Origin of the sequence: Mucilaginibacter sp. AK015 (assembly GCF_014200785.1) — a bacterium.
GTDB lineage: Bacteria > Bacteroidota > Bacteroidia > Sphingobacteriales > Sphingobacteriaceae > Mucilaginibacter.
This window is the reverse complement of sequence record NZ_JACHCV010000004.1, coordinates 277,730-299,408: the sequence shown is the minus strand read 5'-3', so window position 1 is coordinate 299,408 and position 21,679 is coordinate 277,730. Positions and strand designations below refer to the sequence as shown.

The following is a 21,679-nucleotide window of genomic DNA, read 5'->3' as shown; positions in this document are numbered from 1 at the left end:
TTATACAATAATGTTGGTTTGTTTTTATTATATGAGCGGCATTTTACGCAAATGTTACAAAAAACAGGCCGTTATTTTGATTTAGCCGTAACGTCAACAGCTTCAGCATATCGCAGTTCGGATTTTGGCAGCCACACTTTGTTATTTTGCACAAATTTTATCTTCCCTTCAATCATCTTAACGTCGGCATTGCGGCCGGTATTGCGCGCCAGGTCGCGCGCTTCGGTAAGGTCCTGCTGGGCCTGCGTAATATCGCCCAGGTCTGCCTTGATCAAAGCCAGGCTAACCAGGTTATCAATGGTGTGTTTAAAATCGTTTTGTTGTTTCGAAATAAGGATGCTTTGCAAATAATACCACTTAGCCTCCGAAAGGCGGTTCTGCGAAACATATATTTGCGCTAACTCGCTGAACCTATAGCTGGCCTGGGCATACTCGCGGAAACGCATGTTATGCTGCGCGGCTCGCATTACTATACGCTCATTTATTTGCAGGCTAAACTGGCTGGGCGGAATAACTACCAAAGCAAGTTTTTGAGGATTGTAAGCAGGCGTTTTGGCGGCCAGGAATTTTTTTAGCGAATGGTCTTTAACCTGCGCTATCAGCGGATATCTTTTGTGCTTTTTAAAATCGAGGCGGTACCATTGGGCAGATGCCGAAAGGGTGATAACGCAAAGAAATACTAAGATGATGTATCGCATGTATAGTTTCGCGGGGGAATAGTTAAATTAACTGGTATGCAAATGTAAAAATTAGTTTTCTGATTTACAAGTGTTTAATGATGGCTCATTTTGCGCTGTGCAACGTGGCAAAACATTCCTTTCAACGCTTGAACGACAGGAATATTGCTATTTAGTATTTTGCCACTTCACTCAAACACCTCTACCTCGCCATCGTGCAGGGCCCAAACCATATAGGGGTGGGTATCGGCGTGGTATATATCGCCGGTATTGGTAATGCCTATTATGCCGGCAAAGCCATCGTAAGGCTTCATTTCGTCAAGTGTTTTCTCGGTAGCGATCGACAGCGGCATACCATCGGTAACGCGCGTAACAATTTTTGTGGCTACCGATCCGCTTACGATATCTTCGCCTACACCGGTACATGAGATACCTGCAAAAGCGTTGGCATAATTGCCTGCCGTAGTTGCCGAATCGCTTACCCGGCCGGGCATCTCAAAGCCCTTGCCCCCGGTTGAAGTGGCGGCAGCTATATCGCCGTAAATATCAAGCGCGACGCAGCCTACCGTACCCAGGCGGATTGAGTCGCTCAATTTTTTTTCATATTCCCTGCGGCGCTGCGGGGTTTCCGGATTATAATATGCTACACCATTATTAGCCGCAAAGGCATTGGCGCCTTGTCCGCTCAATACACGGTCGTCGTAGTCCATCAATTTTTCGGCAATGCATATAGGGTTCTTCACGTCCTCTATATTAATAACACCACTAAATTTGTGCGTTTTGCCATCCATAAGCGATGCGCTGAGCCGTATCTTGCCGTCGCTTTGTATCTGGGAGCCGGTACCGGCGTTAAACAGGTCGCAGTCTTCCAGCAGACAAACGGTATACACCACGGTTTGGGCAGCGGTATGGCTTTCCAGGTATTTGTGGCCAAGCGTAACAATTTCGCGCAGGGCATCCTGCTTGGCTTTTTTTACCTCCTGGTTTGTAAGCGATTCGCTAAAAAAACCGCCGTGTATGATCAATTTCATTGTAAATCGTTATTATCGCTATCCTGGGCCGTTACAAAAACACCCTCCTCTACCTTAACCACTTTTTTAATGATCATGCGGTGCTGTTGCAGGTCGTACTTATCATAGATCGACATCACATGCACCTTTAAATTTTCAATTGAAACAGGGTCCCCTATCTCTACATCATAAACGTTGGTTTCCACAATATTCTTGCCATCAACCAGCATAATTAAACCCGAGCCGATCGCTTCCATCATATTGCCTTCGGTGATCAGCAACCCCGCATCTTCACCAAGGCCTATGCCGAGTATGCCGGGATTGGTAGCCACCGCGTACAATAATCGGCCAATACGGCCCCGCTGCACAAAGTGGGTGTCGACAATAACCGAGTCGATAAAGCCTAACCCTGCGGTTATTTGTACTTCGCCCTTTATAAGTGCCTCGTTGCTTTGCCCGCGGTATATCATGTGGGTCGACGCTGCGGCCGCCCCGGCAGAAGTACCTGCTATTACAAAATTTTCGTGCCGGTACCGCTCTTTTAATATTTGCAGAAACTGCGTACCGCCAAAAATAGCGGTAAGGCGCAGCTGGTCGCCGCCGCTGAACATTACTACATCAGCTTTGCGTATGCGTTCCAGGTATTCCTCATTGGATGCATCCTCGCGGCTTTTAATGTGCAATACATTAACCCGGGTAACGTGCAGCTGGTTAAACGCCTTTATATATTCGTTACCGACAAGTTCGGGAATTTGCGACGCCGTAGTAATTACTTCTACAACTGAAGCTTCCTGCTTGTCCGATTCATTAATGATGCGCCTGAGTATGCCCTTTTCAAAAAATTTGATATAGTCTGGCTGCATAATATGCTCCAACACACTTACATTACTGCCCATATCCACAGCGCCTCCAATTATTACCAGTTTTCCTTTCGGGACATCCATAATCTTATATCAGTTTATACAAATTAAAATAAAAATTGATTAAAAACTAATGTATTAATGAATAATAATGCATTTTTTGGTCAAAACATTTCATAGATTTCGTAAGTTTTTTAGCTTTAGAATAATTATTGTACACAACCAGCAAGCATTTATGAAAATTGAAAATATACAAGTACTGCGGGGCCCAAACATATGGAGCATTAGTCGCAAGAAACTGATACAAATGCGGCTGGACCTGCAGGAAATGGAAGAGCGGCCATCAAACACTATTGATGGTTTTTACGAAAGGATGAAAGCCTTAATGCCCAGCCTGCATTCGCACCGTTGCTCGCCCGGCGTACCGGGGGGCTTCTTCGAGCGGGTAATTGCCGGTACCTGGATGGGGCATGTAATAGAACACGTGGCCTTAGAGATACAAACCCTTGCAGGCATGGATACCGGCTTTGGCCGCACCCGCGAAACCAAAACGCCGGGCGTGTATAACGTTGTATTTGCTTACCTGGAAGAAAAAGTTGGCGTATTTGCCGCTGAAGCCGCTGTGCGCATTGTGCAGGCACTGATTGACGGTACCGAATACGACCTTGAAAAGGACATACAAACCATGCGCGAGATCCGCGAGAATACGCGCCTGGGGCCAAGTACCGGCGCTATTGTAGAAGAAGCCATATCGCGAAGGATACCCTGGATAAGGTTGAACAATCAATCGTTGGTGCAGTTGGGCTACGGCAAAAACCAGGTGCGCTTTCGCGCCACCATGACCGAAAGGACAAGCAGCATTGCTGTTGATATTGCCAGTAACAAAGACGAAACCAAGCGTTTGTTGCAGGAACAGGCCATCCCGGTGGCTAAGGGCATGACCATCGGCCGGGTTGAACAGGTGGTTGAGGCTATCAATAAAATTGGCTTCCCCCTGGTTTTTAAACCGCTTGATGGCAATCATGGCCGCGGCATTAGCATCAATATCACCAATACCGAGGATGCTATTGCCGCTTACGAACATGCCGCCCGCATATCGCGCCGCGTAATTGTTGAACGCTATATAACCGGGTATGATTTTAGGGTATTGGTGATAGATAACAAAATGGTTGCCGCTGCCCTGCGCGACCCGGCACATGTTAAAGGAGATGGCAAGCTAACCATACAGGAACTGATTGATAAAGAAAACACCGACCCACGGCGCGGATACGGCCACGAAAATGTGCTTACCCTGATAGATGTTGACCGCGATACGCTCGACCTGCTGGAAAAGAAGGGGTATACTTTAGATACCGTGCCCGCAAAAGATGAAAAGGTGTTTATTAAGTCTACCGCAAACCTCAGTACCGGCGGTACATCTGTTGATGTTACCGACCATGTACACCCGCAAAATATATTCATTTGCGAGCGGATCTCGAAGATCATCGGCCTCGACATCTGCGGTATAGATATTATGGCTGAAAACCTTACTGAGCCACTAACCGAAAATGGCGGTGTAGTGTTAGAGGTAAACGCAGCCCCCGGCTTTAGGATGCATATTGCCCCAAGCGAAGGGCTGGCGCGCAATGTGGCAGGGCATGTTATTGATATGCTTTACCCGCCCGGTAAATCGGCGCGCATACCTATCATAGCCGTTACCGGTACTAATGGAAAAACCACCACCACCCGTTTAATTGCCCATATTGTTAAGAATAACGGCTACCGTGTTGGCTTTACCACCAGCGATGGTATATATATTCAAAACAATATGATGCTGAAAGGCGATACTACCGGCCCGGTAAGCAGCGAGTTTATTTTAAAAGACCCTACTGTTGATTTTGCCGTGCTGGAAACCGCCCGCGGCGGCATACTAAGGGCTGGCCTTGGCTTTGGCAGCTGCGATATTGGGGTGATAACCAATATTCAGGAAGACCACCTGGGCCTTTCGGATATCCATACCCTTGACGACCTTACGCGCGTAAAAAGCGTGGTGGTAAATTCTGTTAAAAAAAGCGGCTGGGCGGTTTTAAATGCCGATAACAAATACTGCGTGCAGGTAGGCAAAAAAGCCGATTGCAATGTGGCATACTTTAGCCGCGACGAGAACAATCCTGTTATTGTAGCCCATTGTAAAAAGGGGGGCATTGCCTGCGTAAACGAAAATGGCTTTATCACCATTATGAAGGGCGACTGGAAAATACGCGTGCAGCGCACCATCCTTATCCCGCTTACTTTTGGTGGTACAGTGCCGTTTATGATAGATAATGTAATGGCTGCAACGCTGGCAGCATTTTTACATGGGTTTAAAACCGAGGATATCAAAATGTCGCTGGAAACGTTTATCCCATCGGCTGCACAAACGCCCGGAAGGATGAACATATTTGAGTTTAAGGATTTCAGGTTCATGATAGATTTTGCGCATAACCCGGACGGCTTTAACGGTATAAAGGAATTCCTGAGCCATATCGATTCGCCTTTAAAAATAGGCATCATCGCAGGTACCGGCGACAGGCGCGATGATGACATCCGCGAGATTGGTAAGATAGCGGCAGAGATGTTCGACTACATCATCCTCCGCCAGGAAAAACACCTGCGCGGCCGAACTGAAGAAAACATACTCGACCTGTTGCAGGAAGGTATCCGGTCAGTTGATCCTAACAAACCATTCGAGATCATCCCTAAAGAAGTTGATGCCATTAAACATGCCATGAGCCTTGCCAAACCCGGCGCGTTTATTACCGCCTTAAGCGATGTAATAAGCAACGCTATTGAAACCGTACAAAACTACCAGGAGCAGGAAAGGAATGGGTTGTTTAACGTGTAACCCCCCAACCCCCTGAAGGGGGAGCTTTTACACTAAGCACCTTGTCATTTCGAACGAGCGATAGCAAGGAAAAATCTTGTTCAAGCGATAAGCGATGAACTTTGCACTTCGGATAAGATTCTCGTCGCTGCGCTTCCCTCGAAATAACAGGTGTTATTTCGAGGGCTTCCTGTCGCTCAAATAATAATGCCATAACAGCATGCTTGCAACGGTGCGGTAGGGCTGCCATTGTTGAGCTATTGTTACGAGGCCGTCTTTTGGGGTTTCTGTTGGCAAACCTTTCAATCGTTTGATGGCATTCACAATAGTCAGGTCGCCGATGGGCAGAACGTCGGTGTGCTGCAATACAAACATTAAGTAAACGTCTACTGTCCAATTACCAATGCCCTTCAAAGCGGTAAGTTTAGCGCGGATATCAGCATCCTCCATTTGTTCAAAAGCCTCTAAATTTATTTCCCCGCTGATGATGGCCTCTGCCAGGTATTTTATATAGGCCGTTTTTTGCCTGCTGCAATAACACTCCTTCATTTCGGCATCAGTTAAAAGCAATACCCTTGCAGGGGTAATTTCCTGTACACGATCACGCAGTTTATTTAATGCAGATAATGCCGAGGCCAGCGATACCTGCTGTTCCAGGATGATGTGCACCAGGGTTTCAAAGGTATTGGGCCTTGTCCACATGGGCGGGTAGCCATGCTGTTGAATTACGTTAGCAAAATCGGCATCCATTTGGGCGAGCTGATCGCAAATAGCATGATAGGTAGCCTGGGTAAACTGTTGTGGCATTAAGTTGTTGATATTCGTATGCACTTGTCATCCTGACAACGATGGATCGGATCACCCATGGATTCTTCGGAACGCTCAGAATGACAAAAGTGAAAATTACTAATTTTTTTAGGATTTAGCGTTTCTATTTCAGATTTTTACAATATGAACAACCTGCCGCCATTAGCCGAGCGTATGCGCCCAAAATCATTAGATGATTATGTGGGCCAAAAACACCTTGTTGGTAAAGGCGCTGTTCTGCGCAAGGCCATCGAAAGCGGATCGTTACCCTCCATGCTGTTTTGGGGACCGCCGGGTGTAGGTAAAACCACGCTTGCTTATATCATATCGCAATCGCTTTATCGGCCGTTCTTCTCGCTGAGTGCTATAAATTCCGGGGTGAAGGATGTGCGCGAAGTGATTGAAAAGGCATCGTTACTAAAAGAGCAGGGCGAAATATTACCGATACTTTTTATTGATGAGATCCACCGTTTCTCCAAATCGCAGCAGGACTCGTTACTGGGCGCGGTTGAGCGGGGTATTGTTACGCTGATAGGCGCTACTACCGAAAACCCTTCGTTCGAGGTGATCTCGGCGTTACTATCACGCTGCCAGGTGTATATTTTGCAGCATTTATCAGAGCAGGATCTTTTAGATCTGCTGGAAAAAGCAAAAAAGGAAGATGTTGTACTCAAAGAAAAGAACATCGATATCAAGGAACATGAGGCCTTGCTGCGCCTGAGCGGCGGCGATGCCCGCAAGCTGCTGAACATTTTTGAACTGCTGGTGAACGCCTTCGACAGTAAGAAAATAACGCTTACCAACGAGGTAGTGCTGGAGCATGTGCAGCAAAACATGGCCCTGTACGACAAAACCGGCGAGCAGCATTATGATATTATTTCGGCCTTTATTAAAAGCATGCGCGGCAGCGACCCAAACGGCGCGGTTTATTGGCTGGCCCGCATGATTGTAGGCGGCGAAGACCCGCTATTTATTGCCCGCCGCATGCTGATCCTGGCATCAGAAGATATTGGCAATGCCAACCCGAACGCGCTGCTGCTGGCGCAGGCCTGCTTTGAATCGGTGAATAAAATTGGCATGCCCGAGTCGCAACTTATAATGAGCCAAACGGTAATTTACCTGGCAACATCGCCCAAAAGCAACTCGGCTACCACGGCCATTGGCGCTGCCATAGCGCTGGTGAAAGAAACCGGCGACCTGCCCGTGCCGCTGCACCTGCGCAACGCACCAACCAAATTGATGAAGAATATTGGCTACGGCAAAAACTACAAGTATGCGCACAGCTACGAGGGCAACTTTGCCGATCTGGACTTTTTGCCCGAACAAATCAGGGGGACAAAAATTTACAACCCGGGTAACAATGCGCGTGAGAATGAATCAAAAGAAAAGCTAAAGAAACTTTGGGGCGACAGGTATAAATATTAGTATCTTAACCGCATTAAACTACTTGTCTGACCGGCATAGTGAAGGCTCTGTGTGGGTGGGCAACTCTTTATAAAGTCTCTATGATATCAACTTTTTTCGATCACGAACTGAAGGCCTTCTGGCGTTCAAAAAACACCGGGAAAAACATCACCGTAAAGGTGGTAATGGGCATACTCATCTTTATACTGTTTTTATATGTGCTTGCGCTTGGGGTGTTTATGGATAAGTTGCTGGGCGCAATGTTCCCGCAAGAAGATCTTACCGTTGCCTTTTGCGGAGTTGTTTTAGTGTATTTTTTATATGATTTGCTGATGCGCCTGCAACTACAGGAACTGCCCACCTTAAAGGTGCAGCCTTATTTACACCTGCCTGTTAAGCGCAACAGCGTTGTTGGCTATTTGGCGTTAACCGCGTTGCTGTCGTTTTTTAATTTGTGGCCAATCATCATATTCGGGCCGTTTATACTAAAGGTGATATTGCCTGCATCGGGTACGTTAACCACATTGGTTTTTATCGTTTCCATTATAGGCTTTTCGATATTTAACAATTACCTGGCCCTGTACATTAAGCGCAAAGCGAACTTAAACGGCTGGATATTTTTAATTGCCGGCGCTGTATTGTCACTGGCAATATGCGGCGACTATGTTTGGCACCTGTACTCGTTAAAGGCCGGCTCATACCTTTTTTTTGGTAATTTAATAGCTATGCCTTACCTGGTGTTACTGCCGTTGATATTGGCTGCCGCCATGTATTACGTTAACTTTTACTATTTAAAAGACAACCTTTATCTGGAAGAATTAACTACCAAAAAGGATGCCGCACCAAAAAGCAGTACCGAAATACCGTTGCTTAACCGCTTTGGCCATGTAGGCGACCTGGTGGCTAACGAAGTAAAATTGATATTGCGTAACAAACGCCCGCGCTCGGCGCTTGTTATGGGGCTTTTTTTTATGTTTTACGGGTTAATATTTTATACCAATCCCAAACTGGGCGAAAGCTTTAAAATTTTTGTGGGGATGTTTATGACAGGTATTTTCATTATAAACTACGGGCAGTTTATGTTTAGCTGGCAGGCCGCGCATTTTGACGGGCTGCTGGTAAGTAAAATAAAATTCGCCGATTTTTTAAAGGCCAAATACCTGCTGTTTACCATCGTATCAACAGTGGCTTTTATACTCACCACGCCATATGTTTACTTTGGCTGGCGCACGGTGCTGATACACCTTATTATGTACCTGTGGAATTTGGGCGTTAACACCACCATTGTATTATATTTTGCCAACCGTAACTATAAACGCATAGACCTTAGTAAGGGCGCATCCTTTAACTGGGAAGGCGTGGGCGCAAGTCAGCTGCTGTTGTCGTTCCCGCTTATTTTGTTCCCTTACGTGATATTCCTGCCGTTTAAGTATATGGGATACCCCGATGTTGGGTTAGCGACGCTCGCCATAATAGGGATAGTTTTTATTATTACGCGCAACTTTTGGCTGCAAAAGCTGGAAGCCGATTTTTACACCAAACGATTTAAAATAGCCGAAGGCTTCAGAAATAAATGATCATGATAGAGATAAAGAACCTTAAAAAAGTTTACAACGGCGTAACGGTAGTGAATATACCGCATCTGCAAATAAACAAAGGCGAAAGCATTGGCCTTGTTGGTAACAATGGTGCCGGTAAAACTACCTTGTTCCGGATGATTTTAGACCTGATACGCCCCGAGAGCGGCGAGGTGCTGTCAAACGGCGAAAAAGTGATGGGCGCCGAAAACTGGAAAAGCTATACCGCATCGTACCTCGACGAAGGCTTCCTGATAGATTACCTTACGCCCGAAGAATATCTTTATTTTATTGGCGGCCTGCACCAGCGGAACAAAGCCCAGGTTGATGAACGACTGTTAAGCTTATCGGAGTTTTTTAATGGCGAGATCATCAATAAAGGCAAATACATCCGCGACCTGTCAAAAGGGAACCAGTGTAAGGTTGGCGTTGGTGCATGCCTGTTACAGCAGCCGGAATTACTGATGCTGGATGAGCCCTTTGCCAATATTGACCCCAGTACCCAATTCAGGTTAAAAAACATCCTGAAAGACCAGAATAAAAACCATGGGGTAACTACCATCGTATCCAGCCACGACCTGAACCACGTAACCGATGTTTGCGAGCGTATTTTGCTGATGGAAAAGGGCGTGGTGATCAAAGATATCGCCACAAGCTCGTCGACTTTATCTGAACTGGAAGAGTATTTCGGCGTAGGCCAAAGCAGCAGCACTTTTATAGTAGATAGGGAGGAAAACCACTAAACAGCCCTATGTACCATATAAGAGAAGCCACAACGGCCGATGTTGAAGCCATTTTACAAATAGCTGAACAAACCTGGTGGCCAACCTACGAACCCTTGCTGGGTAAAGAACAGGTTGCTTACATGCTGGGCGAATTATATTCGGCCGATAAGATAAGCACGCAGATAAAAGAGCAGCAGCAAACATTTTTATTGCTGATAGAGGACGGGCAGCCCGTAGCCTTTGCAGCGTACTCGCCCCGCGAGGAAGATGCCGATATTTACAAGCTGCACAAATTATACTGCCTGCCCACAACCCAGAGAAAAGGGTATGGTAAAATATTGATCAACGCCGTTGCAGACAAAGTTATCCAGGCCGGTAAAACCATTTTAGACCTTAATGTAAACCGCTATAACAACGCCAAAAGCTTTTACGAGAAGATGGGTTTTGAAGTGGTGTACGAAGAGGACATCCCCATCGGCCCGTATTGGATGAATGATTATGTAATGCGGAAGCAACTGTAAATTTGCCCGGCTATTTTTTGTTTCGATTGGGCTTACAGTCGCCCGGACAGTCGCCAGGTGTTCACATTCGGCGCACGTGAACACAGTGAACATTCATGAACACTTAATAATCAGTGATTTACATAATTGCGTACTGACAACATAGCGCCACCAAAAGATTGAGTAATATTTACATGAGCATCTTTCTCTGTTAGCAATTACCGCCACGTCATTGCGAGGTACGAAGCAATCTCTTTAGGACAATTCAATGCTTAGTCTGTGTTAAGATTGCAATATAAGTTGCGGTTTCGCCACACTTCCGTTAAAGTTAATGTTTAGCAATGCCAGTGCTATCCGACTGTGATAATGGTGTATTTGAGATTATGGTACCGTTCCTTTGGCTCGAATAGCATTCTTCCCTAATTCAGAAATCCAGATTTCGACAGCTTCGTCGCGGATTAGGCGCGTTTGCCCAACTCGTGAAAAAGTTCCAATTCCGTTATCATACACACAAAGCCTGTTTATTAAAGTAGGCCGCATGCTAAACAAGTATTTATAGACTTAGGATTTACATGATTACTAAAGCAATGATTACGAAATAGATTATATGTTCCTTTTGATCAAAACATTAATTTGGTTAAATATTTTTTGACAATATTTTCACATCTTAGCTTCACATATAGTTGTAACATGGCAAAGCCAAGAGTATTTATAAGTTCGACCTTTTACGATTTAAAACAGATTCGCGCGGATCTCGATTTATTTTTGGATCAATTGGGATATGAACCAGTTAGAAATGAAGAGGGTGACATTCCATATGGAAAAGATGAAGCTTTGGAAGAATATTGTTATAAGGAAATTAAAGGGATAGATATCTTGGTATGCATTGTTGGAGGAAGATTTGGGTCTGAATCTAAACGTAGCGAGTTATCTATTTCTCAAATTGAATTCAAAACGGCGATTAGTGAAAACAAGCAGATTTATATATTTATAGACCAAAATGTTTTGTCAGAATATGAAACATATCTATTAAACAAAGATTCAGAAATAAATTATCGATACGTTGATGACACAAGAGTTTATTCTTTTATTGAGGAGATTAAATCTTTAAGTAATAATAATAATATTAAAGGATTTGAAACAGTATCAGATATTTCTAAATATTTGAAAGAACAATTTGCAGGCCTATTTCAAAGGTTTTTACAAGAGCAGACTAGAATCAAGGAAATAAATCTAATAAAGGGTCTTGAAAAGACAGCCCAGACATTAAACAAATTAGTTAACTATCTATCAGATGAAAATAAGGATCAGGCTGAGGAAATAAATAGAATATTAACAATTAACCATCCATTGATTGAAAGTATTAAGCAGATTTTACGAATACCGTATAACTTTTATTTTGAAGGATTAGATGACGTAAAGAGTTTGTTTGATGCTCACGGCTTTAGGTTTACTGATATAGCAGTTGACATTTTCGAAACATATCAGTTTATAAAAGAAACTACTAACAAGCATATCATGGTAGAGATTAATGTAAACATTTTTGAAAGCGATGGGAGACTTAAATTTATAAGAAAAACTGATTGGGATGATGATTGGGTAAGCGTCGATGAAACTGATATAGTCGACGAAGAGGATGATGACAGCTTACCCTTTTAAACTTCGTTATCGTATACGCGATACACACCGATTCGAGGCTGGGATGTATAAGATTTCTCCTCACCCCAACTCACAGCCCACCGCGTTCGTTCGAAATGACACCGGGTTAAAGGTAAGCGAGCTACTCCACATCCTCCCCCTCAGCCACATCCAGCAACCCTTCCGGTTGTTTAAAGTTGCTTTTTACAAAGTGGCACCAGTCGCATTCTTTTTTGCCGCAGCCGGTATTAAAATCGTGGGCTAATATCTTTTGATAAACAGTGGTTATCTGGTTGGTAACCTCCTCAATATCCTGCGGACTGATCACAACTTTCGCCTTGTAGTATTCGCCTTCCCGCTCTGGCTCCACAAAATCAAAAATGGTGTTTACCACTTCCCAATCGTTGGTGCGGTCGTTATCCACCAGTATCTTGTAAAATACTGCCTGTCGCCAGTAATCGCCGCCATTGGGCTGCTCGTTGGTGGGGCCTTCCAGCTTTGGTTTGGCATTACGCACCCGGCCGGTCTTGTAATCAACAACGGTTACCTGCTTGCCGTCAAACTCTATCTTATCCAGGTTACCCTTAATAGGTACGCCCTGCACCTCAATATTCTTGATGCTCCGCTCGGTTTGCGCTACCTTGTTCCAGGTAGGCACGTTTTGTTCGTAGTAGGGCGGCAGTATTTTGTCGCCGTAATCCACACGTAGTTTAAAATCTTCCTTGGTGAACGAATCGCGGTTGCGGTACATATACCAGCGGAACTCCTTTAAAAATTCCTCGGTTGATATAAACTCGTCATCGTTCTCTTTTAACCGGCGGTATGCCCTGTTCAAAGCCCAGTGCACCGCCTGCCCAAATGTGGCCGACGGACTTTTGCCCGTTGGCACCCGTATGAGGCACTGAAAGTAAAACCGCAGGGGGCAGTCCAGGTAATTATTAAGGTGGGTTACCGATAGCGTATAGTTTTGCAGCAGCTGGTTAATGTAATTATGATCAAGCAGTTGCACCACCGGCTTATCGGCCTCGTTAAACTGCGTGGCAAAAAAGGCCAGCATATCGTCGCTGTTAACATGTGGGTAGGTTACCTGCAAATGCGTATCGGCCAGTATCTCGCCAATAAACTGTGATGGCTCCTGGTCTTTACCGTTTTTATCCCTGGCCGCATACGAAATATTAAGGCATTGTTTTGAACGGGTAAGCGCTACATAAAATAGCCTGCGCGCCTCTTCCCTTTGCGCTATATCGTCAGAAGCGGCCTTTGTGAGGGTATCGGGATAAACAAAGCCGGTATTGCGGCCTTTGCTATCCCAGGTTTTTTTATCGCAGCCAATGAAAAATACATGCTCAAACTCCAGCCCTTTTGAACCGTGGGCTGTTAAAAAGTTGATGCCGTTATCCGAAAAGATAACCTTGTTCAGTTCCATCCTGATGTTGTTTTTACGCATCAGGTCGATGGTGGCTATCAGGTCGGGCAGCTTTATCTCGGGGTTTCTGCGGCTTTCATCCTTCAGAAAATCAAAAAAGCTGGTCAGGATCTGCATATGCACGCCTTTATCCGGCTGCTGCATAATGTATTTAAGGATACCCATTTTTGCGATAACGTTCTGGAAGAACTGCTGTAGCGTAACGCTGACCGCGTCTTTTAAAAGATCATCGATATAGGTTGAAATAAACTTCATTTCGGCGCCGTGCTGCTTGCTGAACAGATCAGTTTGCGCCGCCACTTTTATTTCGCTGATATACCGGCGCAGCGAAGTTTTGGGCTGGTTGTTACTTGCTGTGCTAAAGTTCTCTTTTGATACCGCGATGCTTGCCTTGGCAATTTCGATAGGCGGTATGGTAAAAAAATCATAGTGCAAAATCTCGAACAGTAGCTCATCGCCGCTATACGGCGAGTCGAGCTCCATGGCCAGGTAGCGCAGTATATTCACTATTTTTTCGCCAAAGGGGATGCTCAGCACATCTATCTTGCGTTTGGTGTTCACCGCTATCTGCTGTGTTTCCAGGTAATGCAGCAGGTCTTCTACTTGGCTATGGTTGCGGTATATCACCGCTATATCGCCGGGCGGCGTGCCTTTATCTACCAGCCGTTTTATTTGAAGGGCTACATCAACCAGCTCCTGGCTGGGGTTTTCGTATTCTTTAATTACGGGCTCAACAACATCCGTATTAAACCGGGGATGAGATGACCTGAGGTTTTTGTCAAGTTTAAGCTGCGTTGTTAAACGCTCGCGGTTGTTATTGATAAGCGCTTTTGAAATGTCAAGGATATGCTGGTTCGACCGGTAATTGTGCTTCAATACAACAGTGCGCAGGGTATTAACGTAATCGCCGGCAAAATCAAGAATGTTCCGCATGTTTGCCCCCTGAAACTTAAATATCGACTGGTCATCGTCGCCCACCACAAACACATTGGGCGTTTCCCAGTAATTCAATAAAAACCTGAGCAGCTGGTTTTGCGATCCGCTGGTATCCTGAAACTCATCTACCAGGATGTACTGGTAACGTTCCTGGTAGCGGCGCAGTATCTCCTCGTCTTCGCGGAAGGCTTTCAGCACCCAAAGGATCATGTCGTCGTAATCGTACCAGTTATTGGCGCGCATTTTGGCTACATAATTTTTATACTCGCCCACGGCGGCCAGCAGTTTGCTCATGGCCTCCTGCACCTTATCAATATCCTTTTGCTTAGGGTCGCCTATGTTGATGCCTGCCTTAAGGTTCGCCCTTTTGTAGATAAACTCATCGCGGTTTGGCAGGTCGTCAAGATATTCCTGTACTGCTTGTTTGATCAGTTCTTCGGTCCAGTTCTCGGTCTTCATCGTCGAGAACAGCTTTTTTAGCCTTGGTGCATCAAAGTATTTATCGCCGGTAAAGCGCTTTAATAAATGATCGTTGCTTAAATCATCTATCAGTTCCTGAAAAAGCATGGCCGAATCAAGGTCAGATAATGCCTCCAGGTTCAGCTTGCCAAAATATTCCAGGTTCTCCTGGATGATCTCGTTACAAAACGCGTGGAAGGTGTATATGTTGATGCGGTAAGCATCCGGGCCAATAAATTCGAACAAGCGCTTACGCATGGCTACGGCGCCGGCATCGGTGTAGGTGAGGCAAAGTATCTCGCTTGGCAACGCGTCGGTATCGGTCAATATCTTACCGATGCGGGCGGCCAGTATCTGCGTTTTGCCTGTACCCGGGCCGGCCACAACCAACACAGGGCCATCCATTTGGTTAACGGCATCTAATTGCTCGGGGTTTAAGCCGGCCAGCGCTTCCTGAAATTTGGTATTATATTTATTGAGTGGAGATTGCATAATTGATAGTGCTTGATTAACGCTCAAACAACGGCTCTTGCCTGTTATCAAAAAAGAACAAAATGTTTATTGATGTTTTGTTAACCTCATAAAACATAGAGGTCTGCTGTGATATGGTCGCCTGCCTTAAATTTTGATCAAAGGATGCTTTGAATAAATAAGGTTGATCCGCTATTAGAGTTGAAATTTGCTGAACCCTTTTTACAAAGATGCCCGCCTGCTTAATCCCCCATGTATTTTCAATTGTTAGCACAATTGAATCAAAAGTTTCGTGCGCTTCTTTTGTCCAGTAAATGGTATAGCTCATAAGTATTTGGCGTACTTACTCATTATCTCATCGTGTGAGGTTAATTTGCCATCCGCAGCCTGTTTTCTTGAACGCTCAATTCCCTGCTTTACATTTTCAGGTAAGTCATCCCAAAAATCTTTCCCATTATTATCCATTACCTGCTTAAGTTGAAACAATAATCCTTCGTCCTCAACATCCAACAAGCGCTTAGCTAATTCCAATTTTTCGGCAATTAAGTTCATACTCAAATTTAACGTTTTAAAGTTATCAAAGCAATAATTATCATATTACCACCTATATTTGAATATGAAGATTGCCACTTACAATGTTAACGGCGTAAACGGACGGTTACCTGTGCTGCTGCGCTGGCTGGAAGAAACAGCGCCAGATGTAGCCTGCCTGCAGGAATTAAAAGCGCCCGACGAAAAATTCCCGCTGGAAGCGATAAAGGATGCCGGGTATAATGCGATATGGCACGGCCAGAAAAGCTGGAACGGCGTAGCCATACTGGCGCGCAACTTAGAAATAAAAGAAACGCGCCGGGGCCTGCCCGGTGACCCCGACGATAGCCATAGCCGCTATATTGAAGCCGAGGTGAATGGCATAACCATTGGCTGCCTTTACCTGCCAAACGGCAACCCTGCGCCGGGGCCAAAGTTTGAGTATAAACTGCGCTGGTTTGAAAGATTTACCGCGCATGCGGCCGAACTGTATGCATCAGGCAACCCCGTGGTATTAACCGGCGATTATAATGTTATGCCTACCGAACTTGACGTTTATAAGCCCGAGCGCTGGGTTGAAGACGCTTTGTTCAGGCCCGAAACCAGGGCGGCCTTTAAAAACCTGGTAGAACAGGGCTGGACAGATGCGCTGCGAAAGCTTAACCCCGATAAGGTCATTTATACGTTTTGGGATTATTTCCGCAATGCTTATGGCCGCGACGCGGGGTTACGTATAGACCATTTTTTGCTTAGTCCGCATTTGGATAAACGGCTGCTTGCGGCAGGGGTTGACCGCCATGTGCGCGGGTGGGAAAAAACAAGCGACCATGGCCCGGTTTGGATAGAGCTTGCCGACGCGTAGCAGATCAATCGTTACGGGGTAAAATGAAATTTTTTGCGCCTTTGTGTAAGCATTTTAAAATAAATGGGCGTACTTCGCATTTTATTGCAGGATGATCACTTAAAGGTCAAAAAATACCGGTTCGCGTAACATTTATGCCATTCTGTAGTTTAGAGTTATTTTACAGAGCTATATCGCTGATGCAAAACATATCAAAGCCATCCGTTTTTAAATTATTACTGAAGATATTGATACTGCCGTTATTTACGGGCATTGCCACCCTTGCATACGGCCAGGATACACCGCGGCCTGCCGACACTGTAAAAAGGGATACCATAAAGGTGCAGAAACGCGCAGACAACCTGTCGTCGCAATATGATGTGGGCGATCTGTTCAAGGCCGTTTTCCATCCGGGTAAAAAAACCGACTCGCTAAAAAAACGATCGGGCATAACTATTATACCAAATGTTGCTTCAAACCCAACCATTGGCTCGCAAATAGGGATTAAGGCCGTAGCCGGCCGCGTGTTGGGTAACGAACCGGGGACATATATGTCGGCAGCTGCAACATCAGCATCTATCACCACCAAAGGCATTTTATATTTTTATATCAACCATAATGTTTACACCCCCGGCAACAGGTGGAACTTTCAGGGCAGCCTGGTAGCAGCTAAAAGTGTTACGCCCGATTTTGGTTTAGGGATAGGCCAGGGGTCGGACGCCAGCCCTGCCGACCACGCGCTGACCGACCCGGAACGCAAGGGGTATGTTTTTAATTCGCAATACTATAATTTCAGGGAAAAGGTATATAAAGAAGTACAAAAGAACTTGTTTTTGGGTGCGGGCGTATCGTTTGATATCAGAAGGAAGATCGAGAACAAACGCACAGATGCCGAGCTAACACCTTACAACATTTACAGCGACAGATACGGGTTCGACAGGGATAAATACATGTCGAACGGGTTGCTGTTTAATATTCAATATACCACGCGTGATAACCAGAACCGGGCTTACAAAGGTATTTATGTTGATGCAGGCATTAGGGCTAACCAAACCTGGATGGGAAGTACAAAAAACGCGTTATTGTTTACTACCGATTTCCGGAAATACTGGAGCCTTTCGTCCAGCCACCCCGAACACGTAATAGCGTTTTGGAACTGGGGGGCTTATGTGCTTAACGGCGCGCTGCCATACCTGGAACTGCCCGGCACCGGTAAGGACGGCTCATACCGCAGCGGCAGAGGATATGTTGGGGGCTATTTTAAATCGCCCCAGTACGATTATTCTGAAATTGAGTACCGTTTCCCCATAACCGCAAACAAGTTTTTAAGCGGCGTTGCCTTTGTTAACGTTCAAACCGCCAGCGATAATGGCTTGGGTACCAAGCTATTTGAGCAATGGCAGACCGGTGGCGGCGCGGGGTTGCGTATTTTATTTAACAAGCACACACGCACCAACCTGTGCCTTGATTATGCATGGGGCAATTACGGGCAGCGCGGATTCTTCCTGGGCTTAAACGAGGCTTTTTAAACACTTGCTAATTTGCTATCTCTTGTAAGTAAGCCAATACTTTAGGATTGCTGAAATCGGCCGCCCCTTCGTGGCGGAATACCATTTTTCCGCTCTTATCAAAAATAACGGTGGTGGGCAGGGTGTTGCCAAACATGCCGGGCGGTACTTCTGTGCCGGCTTTGTAAAGCGGCAGCTTGTAATGGTGCTTGTTCATAAACATTGCAGACCTGTCGAGATTGCCGTCTGCATCTACTGTCATAAAAACAATGTTCGGGTTATTTTTTAATTTTTCATGTAACGCGTTAATGGTGGGCATTTCGGCAATACACGGCGGGCACCAGGTTGCCCAAAAGTTGATGAAGATGACCTTGCCCTTGTGATCGGCAAGATTAACGGCCTTGCCATCAGTACCCTCAAAAACAACTGCGGGTAAAGCCGTAGTGCCGGCCGGCGTTACGCTTTCTGCAATATCAGGCTGAAATAACCCGATCTTCATCAGGCCCTGTATCATTACAGCTTTCGCCTTTGGGTTAAAAATAAGCAAGGCGATCACCACAATAAATAACGCGTTTATTAAACGGGACAGGGTTAACTTATTAAGGAATTGAAACTTCATAAGGTGATATTCCCGGTTGCGGTTTATGTACGTATCCGGATAGATACAAATATAAAGTAAATGCGCTCCCTGCCGATAGCTTACTGCGAATGATTATATTTGAGTAAACCAATTACCTATGAGCCAGATAAAGAAGGAAGACATCAAACAGGAAGTTTTTGACCTGTATGATGATTATGCGCACAACCGGCTTGACCGCCGCGGGTTTTTAGAAAAACTATCACTGTATGCCGTGGGCGGGGTAACCGTACCCGCGCTGATGAGTTTTTTAATGCCCGATTACCAGGGGAACATCCAGGTTAAGGCTGATGATCCGCGCTTAAAATCGGAATATATCAACTACCCCTCGCCAAAAGGCGGCGGAACCATTAAAGGGTTACTTTCAAAACCTGCTGACGCTAAAAAGAAGCTCGGCGGCATCATCGTGGTTCACGAAAACCGCGGGTTGAACCCTTATATCGAAGACGTTGGCCGAAGGGCCGCCCTGGCAGGCTTTATTTCGCTTGCGCCCGATGCTTTGACACCCCTGGGCGGCTATCCGGGTAATGACGATAAAGGCCGCGAAATGCAGGCCCAGCGCAATAAGGCAGAAATGGAAGAAGATTTTATAGCCGCATATGAATATCTGAAAAAACATAAGGATTGTAACGGAAAGGTAGGCGTTGTAGGCTTTTGTTTTGGGGGCGGCATAGCTAATATGATGGCTGTACGCATTCCCGACCTGGCGGCGGCTGTACCGTTTTACGGTAGCCAGCCTGCTACCGAAGATGTACCCAAAATTAAAGCCCCGCTGATGCTGCATTACGCATCACTGGATACGCGCATCACGGCAGGGTGGCCCGCTTATGAAGCTGCCTTTAAGGCTAATGGCAAAAAATACCAGGCCTTCATTTACGAAGGCGTTAATCATGGCTTCCATAACGATACCACGCCACGCTACGATAAAGCCGCCGCCGAGCTTGCCTGGAAACGGACGATAGAATTTTTCAACGAACAGTTGGGATGAACGGCGGGAGTTATCAATAAAAAAATCTTGCCCATGCTAAAAGCTTAATGTGTTTATCTACCTTTAACTTGTAAACCAATTCTTTACATCATCGATCATGCGTATAGTAAAAATCCTGTTATCTGTATTTGTTATACAATTTATGGCATCGTGCGGTTCAAAAACACAGCCCGAGCCATCGTTAGCCGGCAAATGGAATATTACCAGCGCTGTTGGTAACGACGACCGCCACTGGACAGGCTCGTTTACCCTTAAACAGGAAGGTTCCGGATATACCGGGCTTTTTTTATGGGACGCTACCGACGGGCAATCAACCGGTACTGATGATGTAACAGGCAGTTACAATACCGAAACAAAAGTACTTACCATGCATTCGAAAGTGATAACCGGCAATATTGAGCCCGTTGTGTACACCATGAACGTAACCGACAATGGCACAAAAATGCATGGCACCTGGACCGGTTCAAGCGATGGATCAGTTGAAGATCCCGGCATTTGGTCGGCAGAAAAAGAGTGACCCGGCGGAGAGGCTACAAATAACTTAACCACCATTGCCGGTGCGTTTGTTTGTACTTGCTAAACCATCGGCAGGGCAAATACAGCGTCAGGATAACCAACAGCCATACCACATAAACCCCAAACAGGTTTACGCCGTAGTTAACCGGGCGAAAAAGCATCAGGGAGTTGGGGGTAAAAATATCTTTTGTAGTATAGCCCTGCGCAAAAAATAAAATGATATTAAAAACCCTGAGCAGGTAAAAGTGCAGCACATAGTAAAAGAAAGGTACCTGGCCGTAAACATTTAAAAAGCGTGTAAAGGCATTGTTCGTCCGCTCTATCATGCCAAGCATGATCAACCCCGGCCCTATGGTCATGCACAGATACATTAATGATGGCGGGTATTTGCTTACGTTAAAAAAGGAGATGACGGATAAGGCGAATGTTTTTTGAACAGCCCATGGCACCGGTTCGCCGTAAATATTAAATGTTCTTAAAATAACAAATAATGCCAAAAGCCCTATGCCGCAGGTTAACAATGTCTTCCGGCGTTTTAGCGCATCAAAACCGGGTTTGTAAACCTGCCCCAGTACATAACCCATAAACATCACCCCCATCCAGGGCATTATGGTATAAAGCACCAAAAGGGAGTGGGTTTTATCTACCGGCTGGAATAACGCCGCAGCCGTAAAGAAAAACTTCCATAAAAAGCCACTCGTACCTTCGGTGGGTAACGGTAAAAAATTAAGGATATCGTGCCCGAAAAACAGCAGCGCGCCTATAGTGCCTATAACGGTTAAAGGCAGCCATATCAGCAGGCCCAAAACGATCATGCTTACCGCCATAACCCAAATAACCTGGAAGATAAGGATGTGATAAAAAGGGTCAAGCGTAATAGCGAACGTCAATAGCACAAATTCTACCCCAACTAGCCAAAGCCCCCTTTTTATCAGGAACATACTTAGTTGTTTCTTCGTTCGGCGGGTGCCGGCAAGGTTAACAGAAACACCGCTTAAAAAAACAAACAGGGCCGCGCAAAAATGGGTTATCCACCTGGTAAAAAACAACATAGGCGTTGTTGTAGCCAAATTGGTGGGGCTTGGGCTGCCCGCATGAAAAAAATCGCGGGTATGATCAATAGCCATGATCAGCATGATCAGTCCGCGTACAATATCTATTGATTGAATGCGGTACCTGGTTCCGGGAAGGGTTACTGTTGTCAAGGTGTTAGTGTCGTAATAGTACTAACATACAAAAATTTACAAATAAAAAAGCCTCGGGTCATTTAATATTAGGGCTTACCAGTTCCACATGTAGAGCGGGTTGGTATGTGTAATAGCTACC

Annotated in this window: 19 protein-coding genes; 10 read left to right on the top strand and 9 right to left on the bottom strand. The window is 45.5% G+C overall.

The features are described 5' to 3' along the window. Positions 1-71: 71 nt before the first annotated feature. The 3 genes from HDC91_RS16215 to HDC91_RS16205 form a co-directional block, all read right to left on the bottom strand. A complete protein-coding gene (locus HDC91_RS16215; protein WP_183553939.1) occupies positions 72-698 on the bottom strand; it encodes a hypothetical protein in 627 nt (208 codons plus the stop codon). Between the two features lie 167 nt (positions 699-865). Then, positions 866-1,708 (bottom strand): isoaspartyl peptidase/L-asparaginase, encoded by an 843-nt coding sequence (locus HDC91_RS16210; RefSeq protein WP_162429959.1) that lies wholly within the window; start codon positions 1,706-1,708, stop codon positions 866-868. Continuing rightward, on the bottom strand, positions 1,705-2,631 hold the full coding sequence (locus HDC91_RS16205) for a cyanophycinase (RefSeq protein WP_162429958.1): 927 nt from the start codon (positions 2,629-2,631) through the stop codon (positions 1,705-1,707). The genes HDC91_RS16210 and HDC91_RS16205 overlap by 4 nt, the downstream gene beginning before the upstream one ends. A 151-nt stretch (positions 2,632-2,782) precedes the next feature. Here HDC91_RS16205 and cphA point away from each other — a divergent pair, with 151 nt between their 5' ends. After that, on the top strand, positions 2,783-5,410 hold the full coding sequence (gene cphA, locus HDC91_RS16200) for a cyanophycin synthetase (RefSeq protein WP_183553937.1): 2,628 nt from the start codon (positions 2,783-2,785) through the stop codon (positions 5,408-5,410). A gap of 153 nt (positions 5,411-5,563) precedes the next feature. On the opposite strand, the gene HDC91_RS16195 is transcribed toward cphA, so the two are convergent. Next, positions 5,564-6,196 carry a DNA-3-methyladenine glycosylase gene (locus HDC91_RS16195; RefSeq protein ID WP_183553935.1) on the bottom strand — a complete coding sequence of 211 codons (633 nt, stop codon included), beginning with the start codon at positions 6,194-6,196 and terminating at the stop codon, positions 5,564-5,566. Positions 6,197-6,340: 144 nt separating this feature from the next. Between HDC91_RS16195 and HDC91_RS16190 the strand changes: the two genes are divergently transcribed. The 5 genes from HDC91_RS16190 to HDC91_RS16170 all read left to right on the top strand — a co-directional run bounded on the left by HDC91_RS16190 (position 6,341) and on the right by HDC91_RS16170 (position 12,061). Next, complete coding sequence (locus tag HDC91_RS16190; protein WP_183553933.1) at positions 6,341-7,621, top strand: replication-associated recombination protein A; 1,281 nt, start codon at positions 6,341-6,343, stop codon at positions 7,619-7,621. An 80-nt stretch (positions 7,622-7,701) separates the two neighbouring features. After that, positions 7,702-9,177, top strand: coding sequence for a DUF5687 family protein (locus tag HDC91_RS16185; RefSeq protein WP_183553931.1), 1,476 nt, complete (start codon positions 7,702-7,704; stop codon positions 9,175-9,177). A 2-nt stretch (positions 9,178-9,179) separates the two neighbouring features. Further along, positions 9,180-9,920 (top strand): ABC transporter ATP-binding protein, encoded by a 741-nt coding sequence (locus tag HDC91_RS16180; RefSeq protein WP_183553929.1) that lies wholly within the window; start codon positions 9,180-9,182, stop codon positions 9,918-9,920. Positions 9,921-9,928: 8 nt separating this feature from the next. After that, complete coding sequence (locus tag HDC91_RS16175; RefSeq protein WP_183553927.1) at positions 9,929-10,423, top strand: GNAT family N-acetyltransferase; 495 nt, start codon at positions 9,929-9,931, stop codon at positions 10,421-10,423. A gap of 669 nt (positions 10,424-11,092) precedes the next feature. Beyond that, positions 11,093-12,061: a DUF4062 domain-containing protein gene (locus HDC91_RS16170; RefSeq protein WP_183553925.1), complete on the top strand. Its 969-nt coding sequence runs from the start codon at positions 11,093-11,095 to the stop codon at positions 12,059-12,061. Between the two features lie 121 nt (positions 12,062-12,182). Here HDC91_RS16170 and HDC91_RS16165 read toward each other — a convergent pair whose 3' ends face one another. From HDC91_RS16165 to HDC91_RS16155, 3 genes are read right to left on the bottom strand one after another with little or no spacing between them, the layout of a single operon-like run. After that, positions 12,183-15,353 (bottom strand): ATP-dependent DNA helicase, encoded by a 3,171-nt coding sequence (locus HDC91_RS16165; protein ID WP_183553922.1) that lies wholly within the window; start codon positions 15,351-15,353, stop codon positions 12,183-12,185. A 16-nt stretch (positions 15,354-15,369) separates the two neighbouring features. Further along, positions 15,370-15,660, bottom strand: coding sequence for a type II toxin-antitoxin system RelE/ParE family toxin (locus HDC91_RS16160; RefSeq protein ID WP_183553920.1), 291 nt, complete (start codon positions 15,658-15,660; stop codon positions 15,370-15,372). Continuing rightward, positions 15,657-15,884, bottom strand: coding sequence for a hypothetical protein (locus HDC91_RS16155; RefSeq protein ID WP_183553918.1), 228 nt, complete (start codon positions 15,882-15,884; stop codon positions 15,657-15,659). The genes HDC91_RS16160 and HDC91_RS16155 overlap by 4 nt, the downstream gene beginning before the upstream one ends. 64 nt (positions 15,885-15,948) lie before the next feature. Between HDC91_RS16155 and xth the strand changes: the two genes are divergently transcribed. Together xth and HDC91_RS16145 are read left to right on the top strand one after the other, a co-directional pair. After that, entirely contained in the window at positions 15,949-16,725 is a 777-nt protein-coding gene (gene xth, locus HDC91_RS16150) for an exodeoxyribonuclease III (protein ID WP_162429948.1), read from the top strand. A gap of 179 nt (positions 16,726-16,904) precedes the next feature. Then, complete coding sequence (locus HDC91_RS16145) at positions 16,905-18,233, top strand: BamA/TamA family outer membrane protein (RefSeq protein WP_183553916.1); 1,329 nt, start codon at positions 16,905-16,907, stop codon at positions 18,231-18,233. 7 nt (positions 18,234-18,240) lie between these two features. Here HDC91_RS16145 and HDC91_RS16140 read toward each other — a convergent pair whose 3' ends face one another. Next, entirely contained in the window at positions 18,241-18,831 is a 591-nt protein-coding gene (locus HDC91_RS16140; RefSeq protein ID WP_183553914.1) for a TlpA disulfide reductase family protein, read from the bottom strand. Positions 18,832-18,949: 118 nt separating this feature from the next. Here HDC91_RS16140 and HDC91_RS16135 point away from each other — a divergent pair, with 118 nt between their 5' ends. Together HDC91_RS16135 and HDC91_RS16130 are read left to right on the top strand one after the other, a co-directional pair. Beyond that, positions 18,950-19,837: a dienelactone hydrolase family protein gene (locus HDC91_RS16135; RefSeq protein WP_183553912.1), complete on the top strand. Its 888-nt coding sequence runs from the start codon at positions 18,950-18,952 to the stop codon at positions 19,835-19,837. Between the two features lie 97 nt (positions 19,838-19,934). Continuing rightward, positions 19,935-20,354: a hypothetical protein gene (locus HDC91_RS16130; protein WP_183553910.1), complete on the top strand. Its 420-nt coding sequence runs from the start codon at positions 19,935-19,937 to the stop codon at positions 20,352-20,354. A 13-nt stretch (positions 20,355-20,367) separates the two neighbouring features. On the opposite strand, the gene HDC91_RS16125 is transcribed toward HDC91_RS16130, so the two are convergent. Next, positions 20,368-21,558: a DUF1624 domain-containing protein gene (locus HDC91_RS16125; protein ID WP_221262206.1), complete on the bottom strand. Its 1,191-nt coding sequence runs from the start codon at positions 21,556-21,558 to the stop codon at positions 20,368-20,370. Between the last annotated feature and the right edge of the window lie 121 nt (positions 21,559-21,679).